Source organism: Bradyrhizobium nanningense (assembly GCF_004114535.1).
Lineage (GTDB): Bacteria > Pseudomonadota > Alphaproteobacteria > Rhizobiales > Xanthobacteraceae > Bradyrhizobium > Bradyrhizobium nanningense.
In genome coordinates this window covers 365,791-380,630 of record NZ_LBJC01000031.1, presented here as the reverse complement: position 1 = coordinate 380,630, position 14,840 = coordinate 365,791, and the positions used below count along the sequence as shown (strand labels likewise).

At 63.5% G+C, this 14,840-nt stretch carries 14 protein-coding genes; 8 read left to right on the top strand and 6 right to left on the bottom strand.

Annotated elements, in window-relative coordinates:
- On the top strand, positions 1 to 677 hold a 677-nt coding region (locus XH84_RS27835), incomplete at its 5' end, for an alanine dehydrogenase (protein ID WP_164937400.1).
- A 147-nt stretch (positions 678 to 824) separates the two neighbouring features.
- Here XH84_RS27835 and XH84_RS27830 read toward each other — a convergent pair.
- Genes XH84_RS27830 through XH84_RS27820 form a run of 3 tightly spaced genes read right to left on the bottom strand, consistent with a single transcriptional unit; the run spans position 825 to position 4,866 of the window.
- A complete protein-coding gene (locus tag XH84_RS27830; protein WP_128922667.1) occupies positions 825 to 2,732 on the bottom strand; it encodes a flavin-containing monooxygenase in 1,908 nt (635 codons plus the stop codon).
- On the bottom strand, positions 2,729 to 3,376 hold the full coding sequence (locus XH84_RS27825) for a TetR/AcrR family transcriptional regulator (protein ID WP_128922666.1): 648 nt from the start codon (positions 3,374 to 3,376) through the stop codon (positions 2,729 to 2,731). Before XH84_RS27825 ends, XH84_RS27830 begins: the two co-directional genes overlap by 4 nt.
- Entirely contained in the window at positions 3,373 to 4,866 is a 1,494-nt protein-coding gene (locus XH84_RS27820) for an AMP-binding protein (RefSeq protein WP_128922689.1), read from the bottom strand. The genes XH84_RS27825 and XH84_RS27820 overlap by 4 nt, the downstream gene beginning before the upstream one ends.
- A gap of 171 nt (positions 4,867 to 5,037) precedes the next feature.
- On the opposite strand from XH84_RS27820, the gene XH84_RS27815 reads away from it, so the two are divergent.
- The 7 genes from XH84_RS27815 to XH84_RS27785 all read left to right on the top strand — a co-directional run bounded on the left by XH84_RS27815 (position 5,038) and on the right by XH84_RS27785 (position 11,345).
- On the top strand, positions 5,038 to 6,297 hold the full coding sequence (locus XH84_RS27815) for an ABC transporter substrate-binding protein (protein ID WP_128922665.1): 1,260 nt from the start codon (positions 5,038 to 5,040) through the stop codon (positions 6,295 to 6,297).
- 90 nt (positions 6,298 to 6,387) lie between these two features.
- Positions 6,388 to 7,290, top strand: coding sequence for a branched-chain amino acid ABC transporter permease (locus tag XH84_RS27810; RefSeq protein WP_128922664.1), 903 nt, complete (start codon positions 6,388 to 6,390; stop codon positions 7,288 to 7,290).
- A complete protein-coding gene (locus XH84_RS27805; protein WP_128922663.1) occupies positions 7,287 to 8,306 on the top strand; it encodes a branched-chain amino acid ABC transporter permease in 1,020 nt (339 codons plus the stop codon). Before XH84_RS27810 ends, XH84_RS27805 begins: the two co-directional genes overlap by 4 nt.
- Before the next feature lie 2 nt (positions 8,307 to 8,308).
- Positions 8,309 to 9,064, top strand: coding sequence for an ABC transporter ATP-binding protein (locus XH84_RS27800; protein ID WP_128922662.1), 756 nt, complete (start codon positions 8,309 to 8,311; stop codon positions 9,062 to 9,064).
- Positions 9,061 to 9,774: an ABC transporter ATP-binding protein gene (locus XH84_RS27795; RefSeq protein WP_128922661.1), complete on the top strand. Its 714-nt coding sequence runs from the start codon at positions 9,061 to 9,063 to the stop codon at positions 9,772 to 9,774. The genes XH84_RS27800 and XH84_RS27795 overlap by 4 nt, the downstream gene beginning before the upstream one ends.
- 163 nt (positions 9,775 to 9,937) lie before the next feature.
- Positions 9,938 to 10,156, top strand: coding sequence for a hypothetical protein (locus XH84_RS27790; RefSeq protein WP_122404048.1), 219 nt, complete (start codon positions 9,938 to 9,940; stop codon positions 10,154 to 10,156).
- Between the two features lie 130 nt (positions 10,157 to 10,286).
- The gene (locus XH84_RS27785; RefSeq protein ID WP_128922660.1) at positions 10,287 to 11,345 is read left to right on the top strand and encodes a YeiH family protein; all 1,059 of its coding nucleotides are present in this window, start codon (positions 10,287 to 10,289) and stop codon (positions 11,343 to 11,345) included.
- Between the two features lie 139 nt (positions 11,346 to 11,484).
- Here the strand turns inward: XH84_RS27785 and XH84_RS27780 are convergent, their stop codons facing one another.
- From XH84_RS27780 to XH84_RS27770, 3 genes are read right to left on the bottom strand one after another with little or no spacing between them, the layout of a single operon-like run.
- Complete coding sequence (locus tag XH84_RS27780; RefSeq protein WP_128922659.1) at positions 11,485 to 12,357, bottom strand: ABC transporter ATP-binding protein; 873 nt, start codon at positions 12,355 to 12,357, stop codon at positions 11,485 to 11,487.
- Positions 12,354 to 13,265 carry an ABC transporter permease gene (locus XH84_RS27775; protein WP_128922658.1) on the bottom strand — a complete coding sequence of 304 codons (912 nt, stop codon included), beginning with the start codon at positions 13,263 to 13,265 and terminating at the stop codon, positions 12,354 to 12,356. Before XH84_RS27775 ends, XH84_RS27780 begins: the two co-directional genes overlap by 4 nt.
- The gene (locus XH84_RS27770) at positions 13,262 to 14,683 is read right to left on the bottom strand and encodes an ABC transporter substrate-binding protein (protein WP_164936655.1); all 1,422 of its coding nucleotides are present in this window, start codon (positions 14,681 to 14,683) and stop codon (positions 13,262 to 13,264) included. The genes XH84_RS27775 and XH84_RS27770 overlap by 4 nt, the downstream gene beginning before the upstream one ends.
- Positions 14,684 to 14,840 lie beyond the last annotated feature (157 nt).

Sequence of the window (14,840 nt, the reverse complement as noted above, 5' to 3'; positions counted from 1 at the left end):
CCGCGCTCAAGCGCTCGGCCGGCGGCCGCGGCCTGCTGCTGGGCGGCGTGCCCGGCGTGCAGCCGGCGCGCGTCGTCGTGCTCGGCGGCGGCGTGGTTGGAATGCAGGCGGCGCGCATGGCCGCAGGCCTCGGCGCCGAAGTCACCGTGATCGACCGCTCGATTCCGCGCTTGCGCGAATTGGACGATCTCTTTGCCGGACGCGTGCGCACTCGCTTCTCGACCATCGAGTCGGTCGAGGACGAGGTGTTCGCTGCCGACGTGGTGATCGGCGCGGTGCTGGTGCCGGGCGCCAGCGCACCCAAGCTGGTGACGCGCGCGATGCTGAAATCGATGCGGCCCGGTGCCGTGCTGGTCGACGTTGCGATCGACCAGGGCGGCTGCTTCGAGACCTCGCATCCGACCACGCATAGCGATCCGACCTACGAGGTCGACGGCGTCGTGCACTATTGCGTCGCCAACATGCCGGGCGCGGTGCCGGTGACGTCGAGCCAGGCCCTGAACAACGCGACGCTGCCGTTCGGCCTGATGCTGGCGAGCAAGGGCTTTGCCGCGGTGCTGGAGAACCCGCATCTGCGCAACGGGCTGAACGTGCATCGCGGGCGGATCACCAACAAGGCGGTGGCGGAGAGTCTCGGGTTGGAGTTTGCTCCTGTCGGAAGTGGGCTTGCCGCGTAGAGGCCGCAACCTCCGTCATTGCGAGCGTAGCGACGCAATCCAGAATCCCTCCGCGGAAAGACCCTGGATTGCTTCGCTACGCTCGCAATGACGACGTGGGACGAACGCAATTCAAGCGTCGGCCAAGTCAGCGCCGAGAGATTGCTCCTAAGCTTTCGTCAAGCTGTACTGCCGCAGATCCGGATCGTGCGTCATGCGCCAGTAATCGACGAACCGCCACGGCATTGCCGAAAACACGCGGCCGCTCGAATTGCGGTAGTAGGTGCTCATGCCTGGATGGGTCCAGATCATCGCCTCGTGCTCGGCATCGACCTTCCGGACATAATCGTCGAGCACGTCTTGGCGAACGTCGATCGCGGCGACGTCGTGCTCGATCATGCTGGCGAGACAGGCGGCAATGTAGCGGCTCTGACATTCCGACTGGAAGATGACGCTGCCGCCGTGGGCCGGGCCGGAGTTCGGCCCCAGCATGCAGAAGAAGTTCGGGAAACCGGGCACGGTGAGGCCGAGGAAGGCGGTTGGATCGTCGTTGGCCCAGGCCTGCCGCAAATCCTTGCCGCCGCGGCCGCTGATGTTGAGACGCGCCGCCATTTCCGTGACCTTGAAGCCGGTCGCGACCACGATGATGTCGGCGGGGCGCTGCTTGCCGTCCGCGGTGACGATGCCGCTCGCGTTGAAATGATCAATCGCGTCGGTGACGAGCTCGACGTTGTCGCGCCTCAGGGTCTTGAACCAGTTGTTGTCGAGCAGAATGCGCTTGCCGTAGGGTGGATAGGTCGGCACGCATTTTGCGATCAGGTCCGGCCGCCCCTGCAGCTCCGACAAGATGAAGTCCGTCAGCTCCTGGCGGTGCCGGTCGTTGCCCTTGTTGACGGCGCGCTCGGGATGCGGCCAGGCCGGGTCCTTGCGCAGGAAAGGCAACAGGCCGTCGCCATAGCGCCAGAACATGTTGAAGCGGTACCACTGCACGTAGAACGGCAGGTGTGCCAGCAGCCAGCGGGCGCCCTCGCTGATCGGATCGGCATAACCCTTCACCGGCCGCGCCCATTGCGCGCTGCGCTGATAGACCGCGATCGAGGCAACGCGGCCCGCGATCGACGGCACCAGCTGCATCGCGGTCGCACCGGTGCCGATCACCGCGACATGCTTGCCGTCGATGTTGATATCGTCGGACCATAGCGCCGAATGCAGGATCGTTCCCTTGAAGTGCTCCTCGCCCTTGAAGCGGGCACGGGAGGGGTCGTTGAGCTGGCCGATCGCGCTGACCAGCGCGGTGGCTTCAAACGTCTCTTCGCCGTTCTTGGTCTTCAGCGTCGAGATCCAGCGTTTCTTGCCCTCGTCCCAGCGCGACGAAGTCAGCTCGGTGTTGACGCGCAGATGCTTGCGAATGCCGTATTCGTCCGCGACCTTCTGGAGGTAGAAGAGCAACTCCTCGCGCTGGCAGAAATAGCGCGTCCATGCGTTCCCTGAGCCGAACGAATAGGAATAGGAATGGTTCGGCGTATCGACGCCGCAGCCGGGATAGCGGTTGATCCACCAGGTGCCGCCGAGCTCGGCATTCTTCTCGACGATGGTGTAGGGGATGCCGAGATGGCCGAGTGCCACACCGAGCGCAATGGCGCAGACGCCGGCGCCGACAATCAACACATGCTGCTCGGCGAGCTTGTCGTTCGACGGCTGCTTGATCCAGCGCGCCTCCCGTGAGACAAAGCCCATCTCTTCGCGCATCAAGGGCGCGTATTCCGGCGCGACGTTCTCGCCGAGGCAGGCGCGCATCATCCTCAATAGCAGCTCTTCGCCGGGATCGGTGATGACCGGCTTCGGCGTACCATTGGCGAACAGCTTGACCACCGCGGCGCGGATTTCGTCCTGGATCTCCCGGGGCACACCGGCCTCGGGATCCGGGATGAGGCGGATGTCGCGCTTGGGCAAGTACGGCGGCGCGAGCCATTTCTCGTCGCCGGTCATGTGCACCAGCACCATCAGCAGGCAGCGGATGTCGCCTTCTGCGATGGTCGAGGCAAGGTCGAGCCTATGCGGAGATTCGACGTTCATGGCGTGTCCTGGTCTGCCGACGGATTGAAGAGGCCGCGCGTCATCAGCTTGCGATAGGCGGAGATGACATGATCGGGGACGGCGGTGACGACGCCTTGCGAATAGGAATAGCGGCGGCTGAGATAGCCGCGTGCGCCCATCAGCATGTGGACGATCGCTTCGAACTCCTCGTCGCTGTAATCCTCGATCGCGCCCGCAAGACGTGCCCGGCGCAAGATACGGACATAGGCGACCGAGATGTTGTCGAGATGCTTCTGGTAGCCGACGGGAGCGAAGAACTCCGCCTCGTTGAGGATGCGCAGGAATTCCGGGACCTCGCGGATGAAGTCGAAGAAGGCTGAAAAGCGCTCGATCTCCTGCCGCGCCGCATGGGCGGTGCCGGTGCGGGCTCGGATGAACTGAACCATGTCGAGGCCGATCTTCGGCAGCAGCTGGTCGAGCAACTCCTGGCGGTTCTCGAAATGATTGTAGAAGGTGCCTTGCGCCACGCCGGCCTGTTCCGTGATGCGGGCAACGGAGGCTTCGGCATAGCCATGCTTGCCGACGACCTTGGTGGCGGCCTCGAAGATCTTCTGCTTGGTCCAGGCGTTGCGCTCGACGCGGTTGAGTTTTGTGATCTTGGCGGTGGCTGGGCCTTGCGTCATGCCTCGGTCTCCAATTCAGCACGCAGCACGCGCTTGAGGATCTTGCCGCTGGGATTGCGCGGAAGGCCGTCGCGGATCACCAGCTGTCTCGGCACCTTGAAGCCTGCCAGCCGCGCGCGGCAGTGCTCGGTGAGAGCAGGGAGCTCCAGCGTGGCACCTTCCGCCAAAACGACCACGGCGACCGGACACTCGCCCCAGTGCGCATCGCGCAGGCCGATCACTGCGACTTCGCGCACCTCGGGCAATTCATAGATGACGCGCTCGACCTCGGAGGAGGCGATATTCTCTCCGCCGGAGATGATCATGTCCTTCTTGCGGTCGGTCAGGTACAGAAAGCCTTCTTCGTCGAGATAACCGACATCGCCGCTGCAGAACCAGTCGCCGAAGAAGGCGGATGCCGTCTTCTCCGGATCCTTCCAGTAGCCGCGCGTGATCTTGGGACCGCGGAGGCAGATTTCGCCGTTGACGTTGGGCGGAAGCGTCTTGCCGTGCTCGTCGCGGATCTCGATCTCGACATGGGCGATGGCGCGCCCGGTTGAGCCGATCTTCTCGATCTCGCGGCCGGCCTCCATGAAGGTGTCGCCGCCAACGGTTTCGGTGAGGCCGTAGGCGTCGATGTAGCGCGCGTTGCGGAAAAACTCGGAGAAGGCGCGGATCCGCCCTTCCGGCGTCTTCTCGCCGCCGCCGATGGCCCATTTCAGGCTGGAGACGTTATAGCGGTCGCGCGTCGGGCAGGTGAGCATCGCCGTGGTCATCACGGGGGCAAACCAGGCGGCGTTGAGCTTGTCCTCGGCAATGGCGGCAAGCGCCGTCTCAGGCTCGAAATTGCGTTCGATGCGAATGAAGCCGCCATGCCAGAGCACGGCGATGCCGGGTAAATCGAGCGCGCCGACGTGATAGAGCGGGCCGACGACGAGAAGGCGCGTACCGGCACTGAGGCCGAGCGCGATCGTCTGGTCCGCCGACTTCCAGTAGAAATTATCGTAAGAGAGCATCACGCCCTTGGGGCGGTCGGTGGTGCCCGATGTGTACATCAGCCGCATCAGGTCGGATGGCTGGCGAACGTGCATGGCGGCGGGCGGCGCATCGCTCGCCAGATGCGTGACGCTTTGCTGCGCGGCTTCGTCGAGTGCGGTGATCTTCGCGCCTGCTGCGTTGGCGGCGAGTTCTTCATCGACGATCAACAGCCGTGCGCCGGCATTGCCGGCGATGTAGCCGACCTCGTCGCGGGAGAGGCGGAAGTTGATCGGCAGGAAGATCGCGCCGAGATGGCTGGTCGCAAACACCAGCTCCAGGAAGGCCGCGCTGTTCTTCATCAGCACGGCGACGACATCGCCTGCGCCAATGCCCTGTGTCGCCAACCAGCCGGCGGCTTTGCGGACCCGGGCGTCGAAGACTGCATAGGAGATCTCCTCGCCGCGATATTTCAGCGCAGGCCGATCCGGCGTGCGGCGGGCATGAAAGGCGATGAAGCTCGACAGGTTGATCATTGCGCTTGTTTTGAGCCGGTTGGCGGCCTCATTCTCTCCCTTGATGAATTCTGACTCGTAATTCATCTTTGGCTTGACGTCACCCCCCACCCTCTGAAATCCTTGAGAACACGGAGACGCGACGATCTCCGACAGGGACAGGAAACGCCGACCCGCAAGAGGGAGGGGAAAATGAAGAGAACCCGCACGCCGGGCATCAGCCGCCGTTCAACACTGGCGCTGATGGGCGCCGGTGCGATGACTTTTGCCGCGCCGTGGGTGGCGCGCGCCCAAGCCAAGACCATCAAGATCGGAATGCCGACCATCCTGTCGGGCCGCGTGGCGCAGCTCGGCACGTCCTCGCGCAATGCGGTGATGCTCGAGGTGGAGAAGGTCAACGCCGCCGGCGGCCTCGCCGGGCGTCAGATCGAGATGGTGATCCGCGACTCCAAGGGCCAGCCGCAGGAAGCGGCGCGCGTCGCGCGCGAGCTCGTCAACACCGACGGCTGCGAGCTGCTGCTCGACGGCGAGGCGTCGTCCGGATCGTTCGCGGTGCACGAGGTCGCGCGCGATCTCGGCGTGCTCTGCATCCACACCTGCTCGGAAGCATCGTCGCTCACGGCCGATCCGAAGCAGCACATCCCCAACGCGTTCCGCTGCGTGCGTCAGGGCATCCACGATTCCATCGTCGGCGGCAGCTACGCCGCCGGAATCGCCAAGGCCAAGGGCTTGAAGAAATGGGCGACCTGCTCGCCCGATTACGCCTATGGCCGCGACACCACGGGCGAGTTCACGCTGTACCTGAAGCGCTTTGCGCCCGACGTAGAAATCATCAGCGAGTCCTGGCCAAAGCTGTTCCAGCCCGACTACACCGAGGTGGTGACGAAGATCCTGCAGGCCAAGCCGCAGGCGCTCTACTCCTGCCTGTGGGGTGGCGATCTCACCTCCTACATCGACCAGGCCAACATCTACGCGATGTTCAATCAGATGGAGGTGTTCGCGGTCAACATGGCCGACTACACCGCGCTCACGGTGGTGAAGAACCTGCCGAAGGGTATCCACTCCGGCAATCGCTACATCAAGACGTTCCCGACCACGCCGGAGAACGCCGCCTGGGGTGATGCCTACAGGGCCAAGTACAATGAATATCCGACCAATTGGTCGTGGCAGAACGCGACCGCGGTGATGTTCCTGGCCGAAGCCGCCAAGAAGGCGAACTCGGCCGACGGCAAGAAGATCGCGGAGGTGCTGAAGGGCCTCACCATCAAGTGCCCGTTCGGCGCCGACGGCACCGTGACGATGCGCGGCGACGACCACACCTTGGTCGGCTACGCCATCGGCTGGGGCACCACGATCCCGCAGGAGCCCTATGTGCCCGAGGTCAAGGCCGGCGACTGGAAGACCATCTTCGAGCTCGAGGCCGAGTGGAAGAAGAGCAAGGGCTACACCTGATGTGATGCGCGGCGGAGGCGGGCGACCGCCTCCGCCGTTTTCGTTTGGTCCTCCGCGCCGTCTCGGGCTCGCGACAATGAAAGTGCTTCCGTGGATCTCGATGCCCTTGCCGGCTGCCTTTCCAGCTCCGCCTGCCTGGTGACGCAGACCACCAGCGGCCTCATCATCGGCATGCTGCTGTTCCTGGTCGCGGTCGGACTGACCCTGATCTTCGGTGTACTGAAGGTGGTCAATTTCAGCCACGGCGCCTTCTACATGTTCGGCGCCTATTTTGCGATGACCGCCTATCAGCTCACCGGCAGTTTTGCACTTGCGATGCTGGTCGGGGCGGCAGGCACGGCAATACTCGGATTGATCTTCGAGCGCGTCTTCATGAGCCGCGTCTATGGCGCGGACGTCTTGATGCAGCTGCTCGTCTGCTATGCCTTCGTGCTGATCTTTGACGACGTCGTGCGCATCATCTGGGGACCCGAATTCAAGTCGATGGGCATGCCCTCCGCGTTCCAGGTGATGCCGCTGTTCATCGCCGGCGGCGTGGTGCCACCTTATTATCTGCTGCTGATTGGCGTGGCGCTCGTCGCGGCGATCGTGCTCGGCATCGGGCTCTCGCGCAGCCGCATCGGCAAGGTGATCCGCGCCGCCGCGCATAATCCCGGCATGGTCTCCGCGCTCGGCATCAACACCGGCCTGATCTATGGCGGCGTGTTCGCGCTCGGCGGCATGCTGGCGGGCCTTGCCGGCGCACTGGCCGCGCCGGTGCGCTCGCTGACGCCGGGGATGGGATTCTCGGTGCTGATCGAATCCTTCATCGTCACCGTGATCGGCGGCATGGGCTCGATCCTGGGCGCGCTGATCGGCGCGCTGCTGCTCGGCTTGATCCGCTCGTTCGGTTCGCTTGGCTTTCCCCTGTTCACGGAAGGCCTGATGTATCTGTTCATGGTGATCGTCTTGGTCTCAAAACCCACCGGCCTGTTTGGTAGGGAGGCGGCATGACCGATCTGGAGGCCGGGCGCACCGAGAGGCTGCTGCCGGTGCGCGGCGGCGTCGCGCTGCAACGCTATCGCGACGTTCTGATTGCGCTGGTCGCCTTCGTCGTGCTGGCGAGCCTTCCGTTGTTCACCGGCAGCAAGGCGCTGCTCGATTTCGTCATCCGATGCTCGGCTTACGGCCTGTTCGCGACTTCGCTCAATCTGCTGGTCGGCTATACCGGCCTGACCTCGTTCGGCCATGGCATGTTCTTCGGCCTTGGCGCCTACGGCTTCGGCCTGATCATGCAGAAGCTCGCCGTGCCCATTCCGGTCGCTTTCATCGCGACGCTCACAATCACGGCGGTGGTCGCCGCCGTGATTGGCGCGATCTGCGTGCGGCTGAAGGAAATCTATTTCGCCTTCGTCACGCTCGCCTTCCAGATGCTGATCCACTCGACCATCTTGTCCTGGGCCTCCTTCACGGGCGGCGACCAGGGCCTGCGCGGCGGTATTCCCAGGCCTGCGTTTCTCGGCATCGACCTTTCCAACCACGTCCATCTCTATGTCACGAGCTGCGCGCTTCTGGTCCTCGGTCTGCTGGCGATGCGTCAGATCGCGCAATCGCCGTTTGGATACACCTTGCGCATGATCCGCGACAATGCCGCGCGCGCGAGCTTCCTCGGCATCGACGTTTGGCGCGCAAAACTCACCGTCTTCGTGCTGGCGGCGCTGTTCGCGGCGATGGGCGGCATGGTGATGGCGCTGTTCGTTTCGGGCGCTTATCCGGAATTCGCCTACTGGACCATCTCGGGCGAGGGCATCTTCATCAACATGCTCGGGGGTGTCTCGACCTTTCTGGGGCCCATGGTCGGAACGGTGCTATTTCTGCTGCTCAACGACACCGTGACACGGTTCACCGAGTATCACGGCATCGTGCTCGGCGTGGTCATCCTGTTCTTCGCGCTGGGTCTGCGCAAAGGTCTGCTCGATTTCGTCGCCGAGTGGGCGGCGCGGCGGCGCGAGACAGGCGAGGGGCGCTAGCGATGCTCGAGATCCGCAACCTCGCAAAGTCCTTTGGCGGCGTGAAGGCGACCAATGACGTCACGCTCGACTTCCCTGATGGCTCACTCACCGCGGTGATCGGCCCGAACGGCGCGGGCAAGAGCACGTTCTTCAACCTGATCACTGGTGCGCTCAAACCGGACACCGGACAGGTCCTGCTCGACGGCGTCGATCTCGCCGGCCGCTCGCCGCCGGAGATTGTCCGCCACGGCATCGGCCGCGCCTTCCAGGTTGCCAGTATCTTCAAATCGTTGACGGTGCAGGAGACCATGCTGGCTGCCGTGAGCGCGGATCAGCACTCGTCCTCGGTGCTGCATAAGCGGTTTCCACTACCGGAGGCGCGCGACCGCGCCGAGCATGTGATGGAGCTGCTAGGCTTGGCAAGCAAGCGTCAGCGTACGGCGGCAACGCTGTCGCATGGCGACCAGAAGCTGCTGGACATCGCGCTGGCGCTAGTGCTCGAGCCAAAGGTGCTGTTGCTGGACGAGCCGACGGCCGGCATGGGTCCGGAAGAGCGCTGGCGCATGATCGACAAGGTGCGTGAGCTCTGGGAGACCCAGAGGATCACGGTCGTCTTCATCGAGCACGACATGGACATCGTGTTCAAGATCGCCCCAAAAATTGTCGTGCTGTGCTACGGCCGCATCCTCGCGACCGGAACGCCCGACGAGATCCGCAACAACAGCGCCGTGATCGACGCCTATCTCGGCACCGAGCATGCGGGAGCCGCCGCATGAGTTCTGTCGTCATCGAAGTCGCCGATCTCGACGTCTATTACGGCACCAGCCAGATCCTGTTCGGCGTCAGCCTGTCGGTGCGGCAGGGCGAGACTATGGCGCTGCTCGGCCGCAATGGCGCCGGCAAATCGACGACTATGAAGGCGATCATGGGCCTCGCGCCGCCGCGGCGGGGCAAAGTGAGCCTGCGCGGTACGGTGATCTCCGGCCAGAAGCCGCATCATATCGCCCGCGCAGGCCTCGGCTTCGTGCCGGAGGACCGCCAGATCTTTCCGGAGCACAGTGTCGAGGACAATCTCGTCATCGGTCGCAAGAAGGGACCGGAGGGCCAGGACGAATGGCCGATCAGGCGCATCTACGACGTCTTCCCGCTGCTGGAGCCGCTGCGCCATCGCATCGCCGGGCGCCTCTCCGGCGGTGAGCAGCAGATGCTGGCAATCGCGCGCACGTTGATGGGCAACCCGGCGCTGCTGCTGCTGGATGAGCCGAGCGAGGGGCTGGCGCCGATCATCGTGCAGCGGATTGGCGAGCTGTTGCGCCAGCTGCGAAGCATCGGATCGACCGTGCTGATCGCCGAGCAGAACATGCATTTCTGCCTCGGCCTTGCGAGCCACGCCACGGTCATCGACAAGGGGCAGATCGTCTATGCCGCCGGAATCGACGAGCTGAAGGCCAACGATGCCATCCGGCGGCGTTATCTGGCCCTGTAGGCCGGGCCCCGGTGTCCAAGTAGGCTGGAAGAAGAAAACTATTGTCCCGAGCTCGGCTGACGGAAGGAGATTTCCCTCCATGGGGCAAAAACGCCAATCGCTTCCATTGCCGTTTGGGCGGGAAACGACGACATTCCCATCACGATTTGATGGATTGACGGTTATGGAACGCACCGGATTTGAGCCCTTCGGCGAGCAGCTGGTGTCCGCAACGGACGCGCAGCCGAAATCGCGCGCCTCGAAGCTCCTGCTGCGGGCCGGCACCGCTCTGTTCTGGTCGCTTGTCGCCGGCATTGTGCTGGCGCGTGCGGCCTTCTTCGAGCCGGGTATTTATGACGGCTTCAGCCGGGTCGCCTCGCTCGCCAAGAATCTGATCTTCTAAGGCCGCCTGATCTTCTGACCCCCGAATATTCCGGGCTGAGGACAGAACTTCCCTCGGCCCTGATATGCCGAAAACTTATTCCCCATCGCGCTGGCGCTGCGTATAAATATTTCTCCTCTGGGAGAGATTTGTGTCGCAGAATCAAGCATCCAGCCCGGCCGATACCAAGCCAGCCTCCGCCACGAGCCGGATTGCGGCACTGATTCCGGGCATCCTCCTCTGCATTGCGGTCGCCGGTGTTTCGGCCCTGCTCGAACGCGCGGAACTGGGGGTTTTCGAGCATCCCTATGTCGAGGCGCTGGTGATGGCGATCCTGCTCGGCATGGCGCTGCGCAGCTTCTGGAAGCCCGCGCCGCGCTGGCAGGCCGGCATCGCCTTCAGCGCCAAACAGCTCCTTGAAGTGGCGGTGATGCTGCTCGGCGCCTCGATCAGCTTCGCGGCCATCGCCGCCTCCGGCATCGCGCTGCTGGCTTCGATCGCCGCGGTCGTCGTGGTCGCGCTCTGCGTCTCCTTCGGCCTCAGCCGGCTCCTCGGCCTGTCGACGCGACTGTCGATCCTGATCGCCTGCGGCAACTCGATCTGCGGCAATTCCGCGATCGCCGCGGTGGCGCCGATCATCGGCGCCACCAACGACGAGATCGCATCCTCGATCTCCTTCACGGCGATCCTCGGCGTGATGATGGTGCTGGGCCTGCCGCTGCTGATTCCGCTGCTGCAATTGTCGGCCACGCAATACGGCATCCTCGCAGGTCTCACGGTTTATGCGGTCCCGCAAGTGCTCGCGGCGACGGTGCCGGCCGGGCTCGTCTCGACGCAGATCGGCACGCTCGTGAAACTGATGCGCGTCCTGATGCTCGGACCGGTGGTCGTTGGCCTGTCGCTGGTCGCCTCGCGCTGGCAGAGCGACGCCAAGAAGGCCAATGTCGGCTTCTTCCGCCTAGTCCCCTGGTTCATCCTCGGCTTCCTCGCGCTCGCGACCCTGCGCTCCCTCGAGATCGTGCCGAGTACGGTGGTGGCGCCGATAACGAAGATCACCAGCTTTCTCACGGTGGTGTCGATGGCTGCACTGGGATTGGGCGTCGACGTCCGCGTACTTGCCAATGTCGGAGGCAGGGTGACCGCCGCCGTGACGCTGTCGCTGATGCTGCTGCTCGGAATCAGCATCGCGCTGGTGCACTGGTTCAAGTGAGGGACGCGAGATTGCCGTAGGGTGGGCAAAGGCGCGAACGCGCCGTGCCCACCAGTTCTACATGAGACGAAGAATGGTGGGCACGCTTTCGCTTTGCCCACCCTACGAGACCGTCATCGCCGCGAGCGGATCGGCTAAATCAGATCACGTCCGCCAGCGAGTGCCCGTGCAGCTCGATGCTCAGCCCTTGCATGCCCATGTCGGTGATCTCACCGCCCATTGCCTTCAGGCTTTCCTCGCGGATCAACGACATCAGCCCGCGGCGCAGCGCCAAAAACTCCGACGACATCATCATCGATTGCTGGCGCGGCCGCTCCAGCGGGATCGGGATCTCCGCCTTGATCGAGCCGGGGCGCGCGGTCATGCAGTAAACGCGATCGGACAGGAAGATCGCCTCGTCGATATCGTGTGTGACGAATAGCACCGAAATCTTCAGCCGCTGCCACATGTTGGTGAGGATCTGCTGCATGATGACACGGGTCTGCGCGTCGAGCGCACCGAACGGCTCGTCAAGCAGCAGCACTTTCGGGCCGGTGGCGAGCGCCCGGACGATGCCGACACGCTGCTTCATGCCGCCGGAGAGTTTTTCCGGATAATGTTTCTCGAAGGCCTCCAGCCCTGCGAGCCCCAGGAGCGTGCGCGCGGCGCGCTCGCGTTGCGAGCGCGGCATGCCGCGCATCTTCAGGCCGAACTCGACGTTCTCTCGCACCGTCTTCCAGGGGAACAGTGAATATTGCTGGAAGACCATGCCTCGTTCGGCGCTGGGGCCGTTCACGCGTTCGCCGTCGACGGTGACAATGCCGGTGGTGGGTTTAAGGAAGCCGGCGACCGCGTTGAGCAGCGTCGACTTTCCGCAGCCGGAGGGGCCGACGATCGAGACGAACTCACCAGGTTTCACATGGATCTGCGTGTCGGTCACGGCCTGCACCGCTCCCTCGATGGTCTCGTAGGCGAGGGAGAAGTCCCTGACCTCGATATGGCCCTTCGGCGCGTTCACCGAGACCTCGCTCATTTTGCTCTCCACGGCATCACCAATCGTCCCGCGCCCCTGATCAGGACGCTCGATCCGAGTCCGAGCACGCCGATCGCGATCATGCCGAGCGCGATGTCCGCGTATTGGACCAGCGAATAGGCCTCCCAGGTGAAGTAGCCGATGCCGTACTGCCCGGAGATCATCTCAGCGGCGATCAGGGACACCCAGGCAACGCCCATGCCGACGGTGAGGCCGGTGAAGATGTGCGGCAGCGAGGCCGGAAAATACACCTCGCGGAAGATCGAGCGTTCCCGCGCGCCAAGACATTGCGCGGCGCGCACCAGCACGGGGTCGACCAGCGACATGCCGTGCAGCGTGTTGACCAGGATCGGGAAGAACGAGCCGAGGAAGGTGATGAAGACGATGCTCTGCTCGTTGGTCGGCCACAGCATGATCGCCATCGGCACCCAGGCGATCGCCGGAATCGGCCGCAGCACTTCGGCGACCGGGAAAATGATCTCGTGCACCAGCTTGAAGCGTCCCATGATCAGGCCGAGCGGCACGCCCACGATGGCGGCGAGCGAGAAGCCGATGAAGATGCGCCGGCAGCTCAAGAGGATATGCATCAGGAATTTGGGATCGTGGATCGCCTTGGTGAAGCTTGCATAGACTGCAAGCGGTGAGGGTACGTTGGTGAAGCGCACAAAGAACACGACGCGATAGGTCGTGAGCAGGTGCCAGACCAGCAGGAAGGCGAGCAGTGAAATCACGCCGATCGCGGCCGCGCGCAGGCCTGCGCGATTGAGCCGGTACCAGCGCAGTGCGAGTGTGCCGAAAGAGGGGGGCATCGCGGACGGAGTGACGACGGCGGGCGCGGAGTCCGCCTCTGCAAGCGCTGTTGCCGGCATGCTGTCCTCGGAATGTCTGACGAGGGCGGGACTGCTCACGTCTTGCCTCCACCGACGGCCGCCTTCACCGCGTCTTCGAAGCCGAGCACCTTACCGCTGATCTTGGCGGCATAGGCTTCGGCATCCTTCTTCAGCAGGAAGGGGGCGACGTCGCCATTGCCGACCGCGAAGAAGGCTTGGTCGGCGAACAGCTTGATGCCGCGTGTGGTATCGAAGACGTAGGCGACGTTGATCTTCTTGCCCTTGGCCTTGAAGTCGGCATAGGCGCCAAGGGTGCAGGCGGGCGACGAGAAGGGCAGGATGCCAAGGTCATCGACCCAGACCTCACCGGCCTTGCGCGGATCGGCGATCGGCTTCTTGCAGAAGGAATCTTCGCCGGAAATCTCGTAATTCTTGGTGCTCGCAAGCTGTGCATCGTAGTCGAGCTTCATCTCGGCATAGGCCTTGCGGATGTAGCTGTCGTCGACCCATTTCTTCGGATCGAACTCCTTCATGCGGCCGAGGTTTTGGAGAACCTTGACGTCGGCGTTGGCTGCATCTATCAGCGCCGGCTTCACCGTCGGATCAGTGGTCATGTTGCCGCTCGGCCCCAGGAAGATGTAGACGACTTCCTTGTTGATGCCGGTCCATTCCTGGATTTTTTCGGCAGCCAGCTTTGGATCGTCGCGCAGCCACTGGTTGGCGGCGATCAGCGCCTTGAAATAGGCGACGACGACCTCCGGATATTTCTCGGCGAAATCGGTGCGGACCACGATGCCGTGAAAGGTCGGCAGGTTCGTTTCGACGCCGTCAAAGATCTTTCGCGCGAAGCCGCGGAACGGCAGCAGCTCGGCGAAGGGGACGAAGTCGGCGTGTGCGTCGATCTTCTTCTCCTGGAGATTGGTCGAGCCGACCTCCGGGCTCTGGCTGACGAGCTGGAAGAAGTCGGGGGCATAGCCGCGATCCTGCATCGCTTTCAGCACCATGCCGTGCGCGGCGGAGCCGAAAGGCACGCTGACGAGCTTGCCCTTGAGATCGGCGAGGTCGTAATAGGGCGAGTCCTTGTGGACGACGAGGCCGTTGCCCGAGCCGGACAGGCTGTAGGCGGCGATGCCCATCAGGCGGCTCTTGCTCTCCGGGTTACTCTCGAAGGTGAAGCCGTTCACGATCAGCGGATAGTCGCCCATCATGCCGATCTGCAGCTTGTTCGCCATCATTGCATTGGTGACGGGCGGACCTGAGGTGAAGTTCTGCCACTCCAGCTCGAACTTGATGTTGGCGTACTTGCCGTCCTTCGGCAGGTATTTCTCGAGGAGATGCAGCTGCCGGATGACGACGCCCGCGGTCACGGTGTTGGTCGTGGTGTCCTGCGTTCCGATGCCGAGCGTGACGGTTTCCGCCGAGGCCGGCTGCGCGGTTAGAAGCGCCAGCGACGTCACCGACATCGCGATCGAGAGCGTGGGAAGATGGCGGACCATTCTCATCCTCATTCGGTTGGATGTGCTGTGGTTGCCATGATTGGGTGAGGACGGGGGCAGGGCAAATCCGGAATGGCGACTGCAGTCGATTAGTTGCCGGGAAAAGGTGATTGCATACTCCTTGAGCAGTCCTGCACTATAAAGCCGCTTGCCTGTG

What these genes read in the sequence shown, in the direction of transcription:
- XH84_RS27830 (WP_128922667.1), bottom strand. Translation starts at nt 2,732, where the DNA reads ATGAACGTCGAATCTCCGCATAGGCTCGACCTTGCCTCGACCATCGCA.
- XH84_RS27825 (WP_128922666.1), bottom strand. Translation starts at nt 3,376, where the DNA reads ATGACGCAAGGCCCAGCCACCGCCAAGATCACAAAACTCAACCGCGTC.
- XH84_RS27820 (WP_128922689.1), bottom strand. Translation starts at nt 4,866, where the DNA reads ATGATCAACCTGTCGAGCTTCATCGCCTTTCATGCCCGCCGCACGCCG.
- XH84_RS27815 (WP_128922665.1), top strand. Translation starts at nt 5,038, where the DNA reads ATGAAGAGAACCCGCACGCCGGGCATCAGCCGCCGTTCAACACTGGCG.
- XH84_RS27805 (WP_128922663.1), top strand. Translation starts at nt 7,287, where the DNA reads ATGACCGATCTGGAGGCCGGGCGCACCGAGAGGCTGCTGCCGGTGCGC.
- XH84_RS27800 (WP_128922662.1), top strand. Translation starts at nt 8,309, where the DNA reads ATGCTCGAGATCCGCAACCTCGCAAAGTCCTTTGGCGGCGTGAAGGCG.
- XH84_RS27795 (WP_128922661.1), top strand. Translation starts at nt 9,061, where the DNA reads ATGAGTTCTGTCGTCATCGAAGTCGCCGATCTCGACGTCTATTACGGC.
- XH84_RS27790 (WP_122404048.1), top strand. Translation starts at nt 9,938, where the DNA reads ATGGAACGCACCGGATTTGAGCCCTTCGGCGAGCAGCTGGTGTCCGCA.
- XH84_RS27780 (WP_128922659.1), bottom strand. Translation starts at nt 12,357, where the DNA reads ATGAGCGAGGTCTCGGTGAACGCGCCGAAGGGCCATATCGAGGTCAGG.
- XH84_RS27770 (WP_164936655.1), bottom strand. Translation starts at nt 14,683, where the DNA reads ATGGTCCGCCATCTTCCCACGCTCTCGATCGCGATGTCGGTGACGTCG.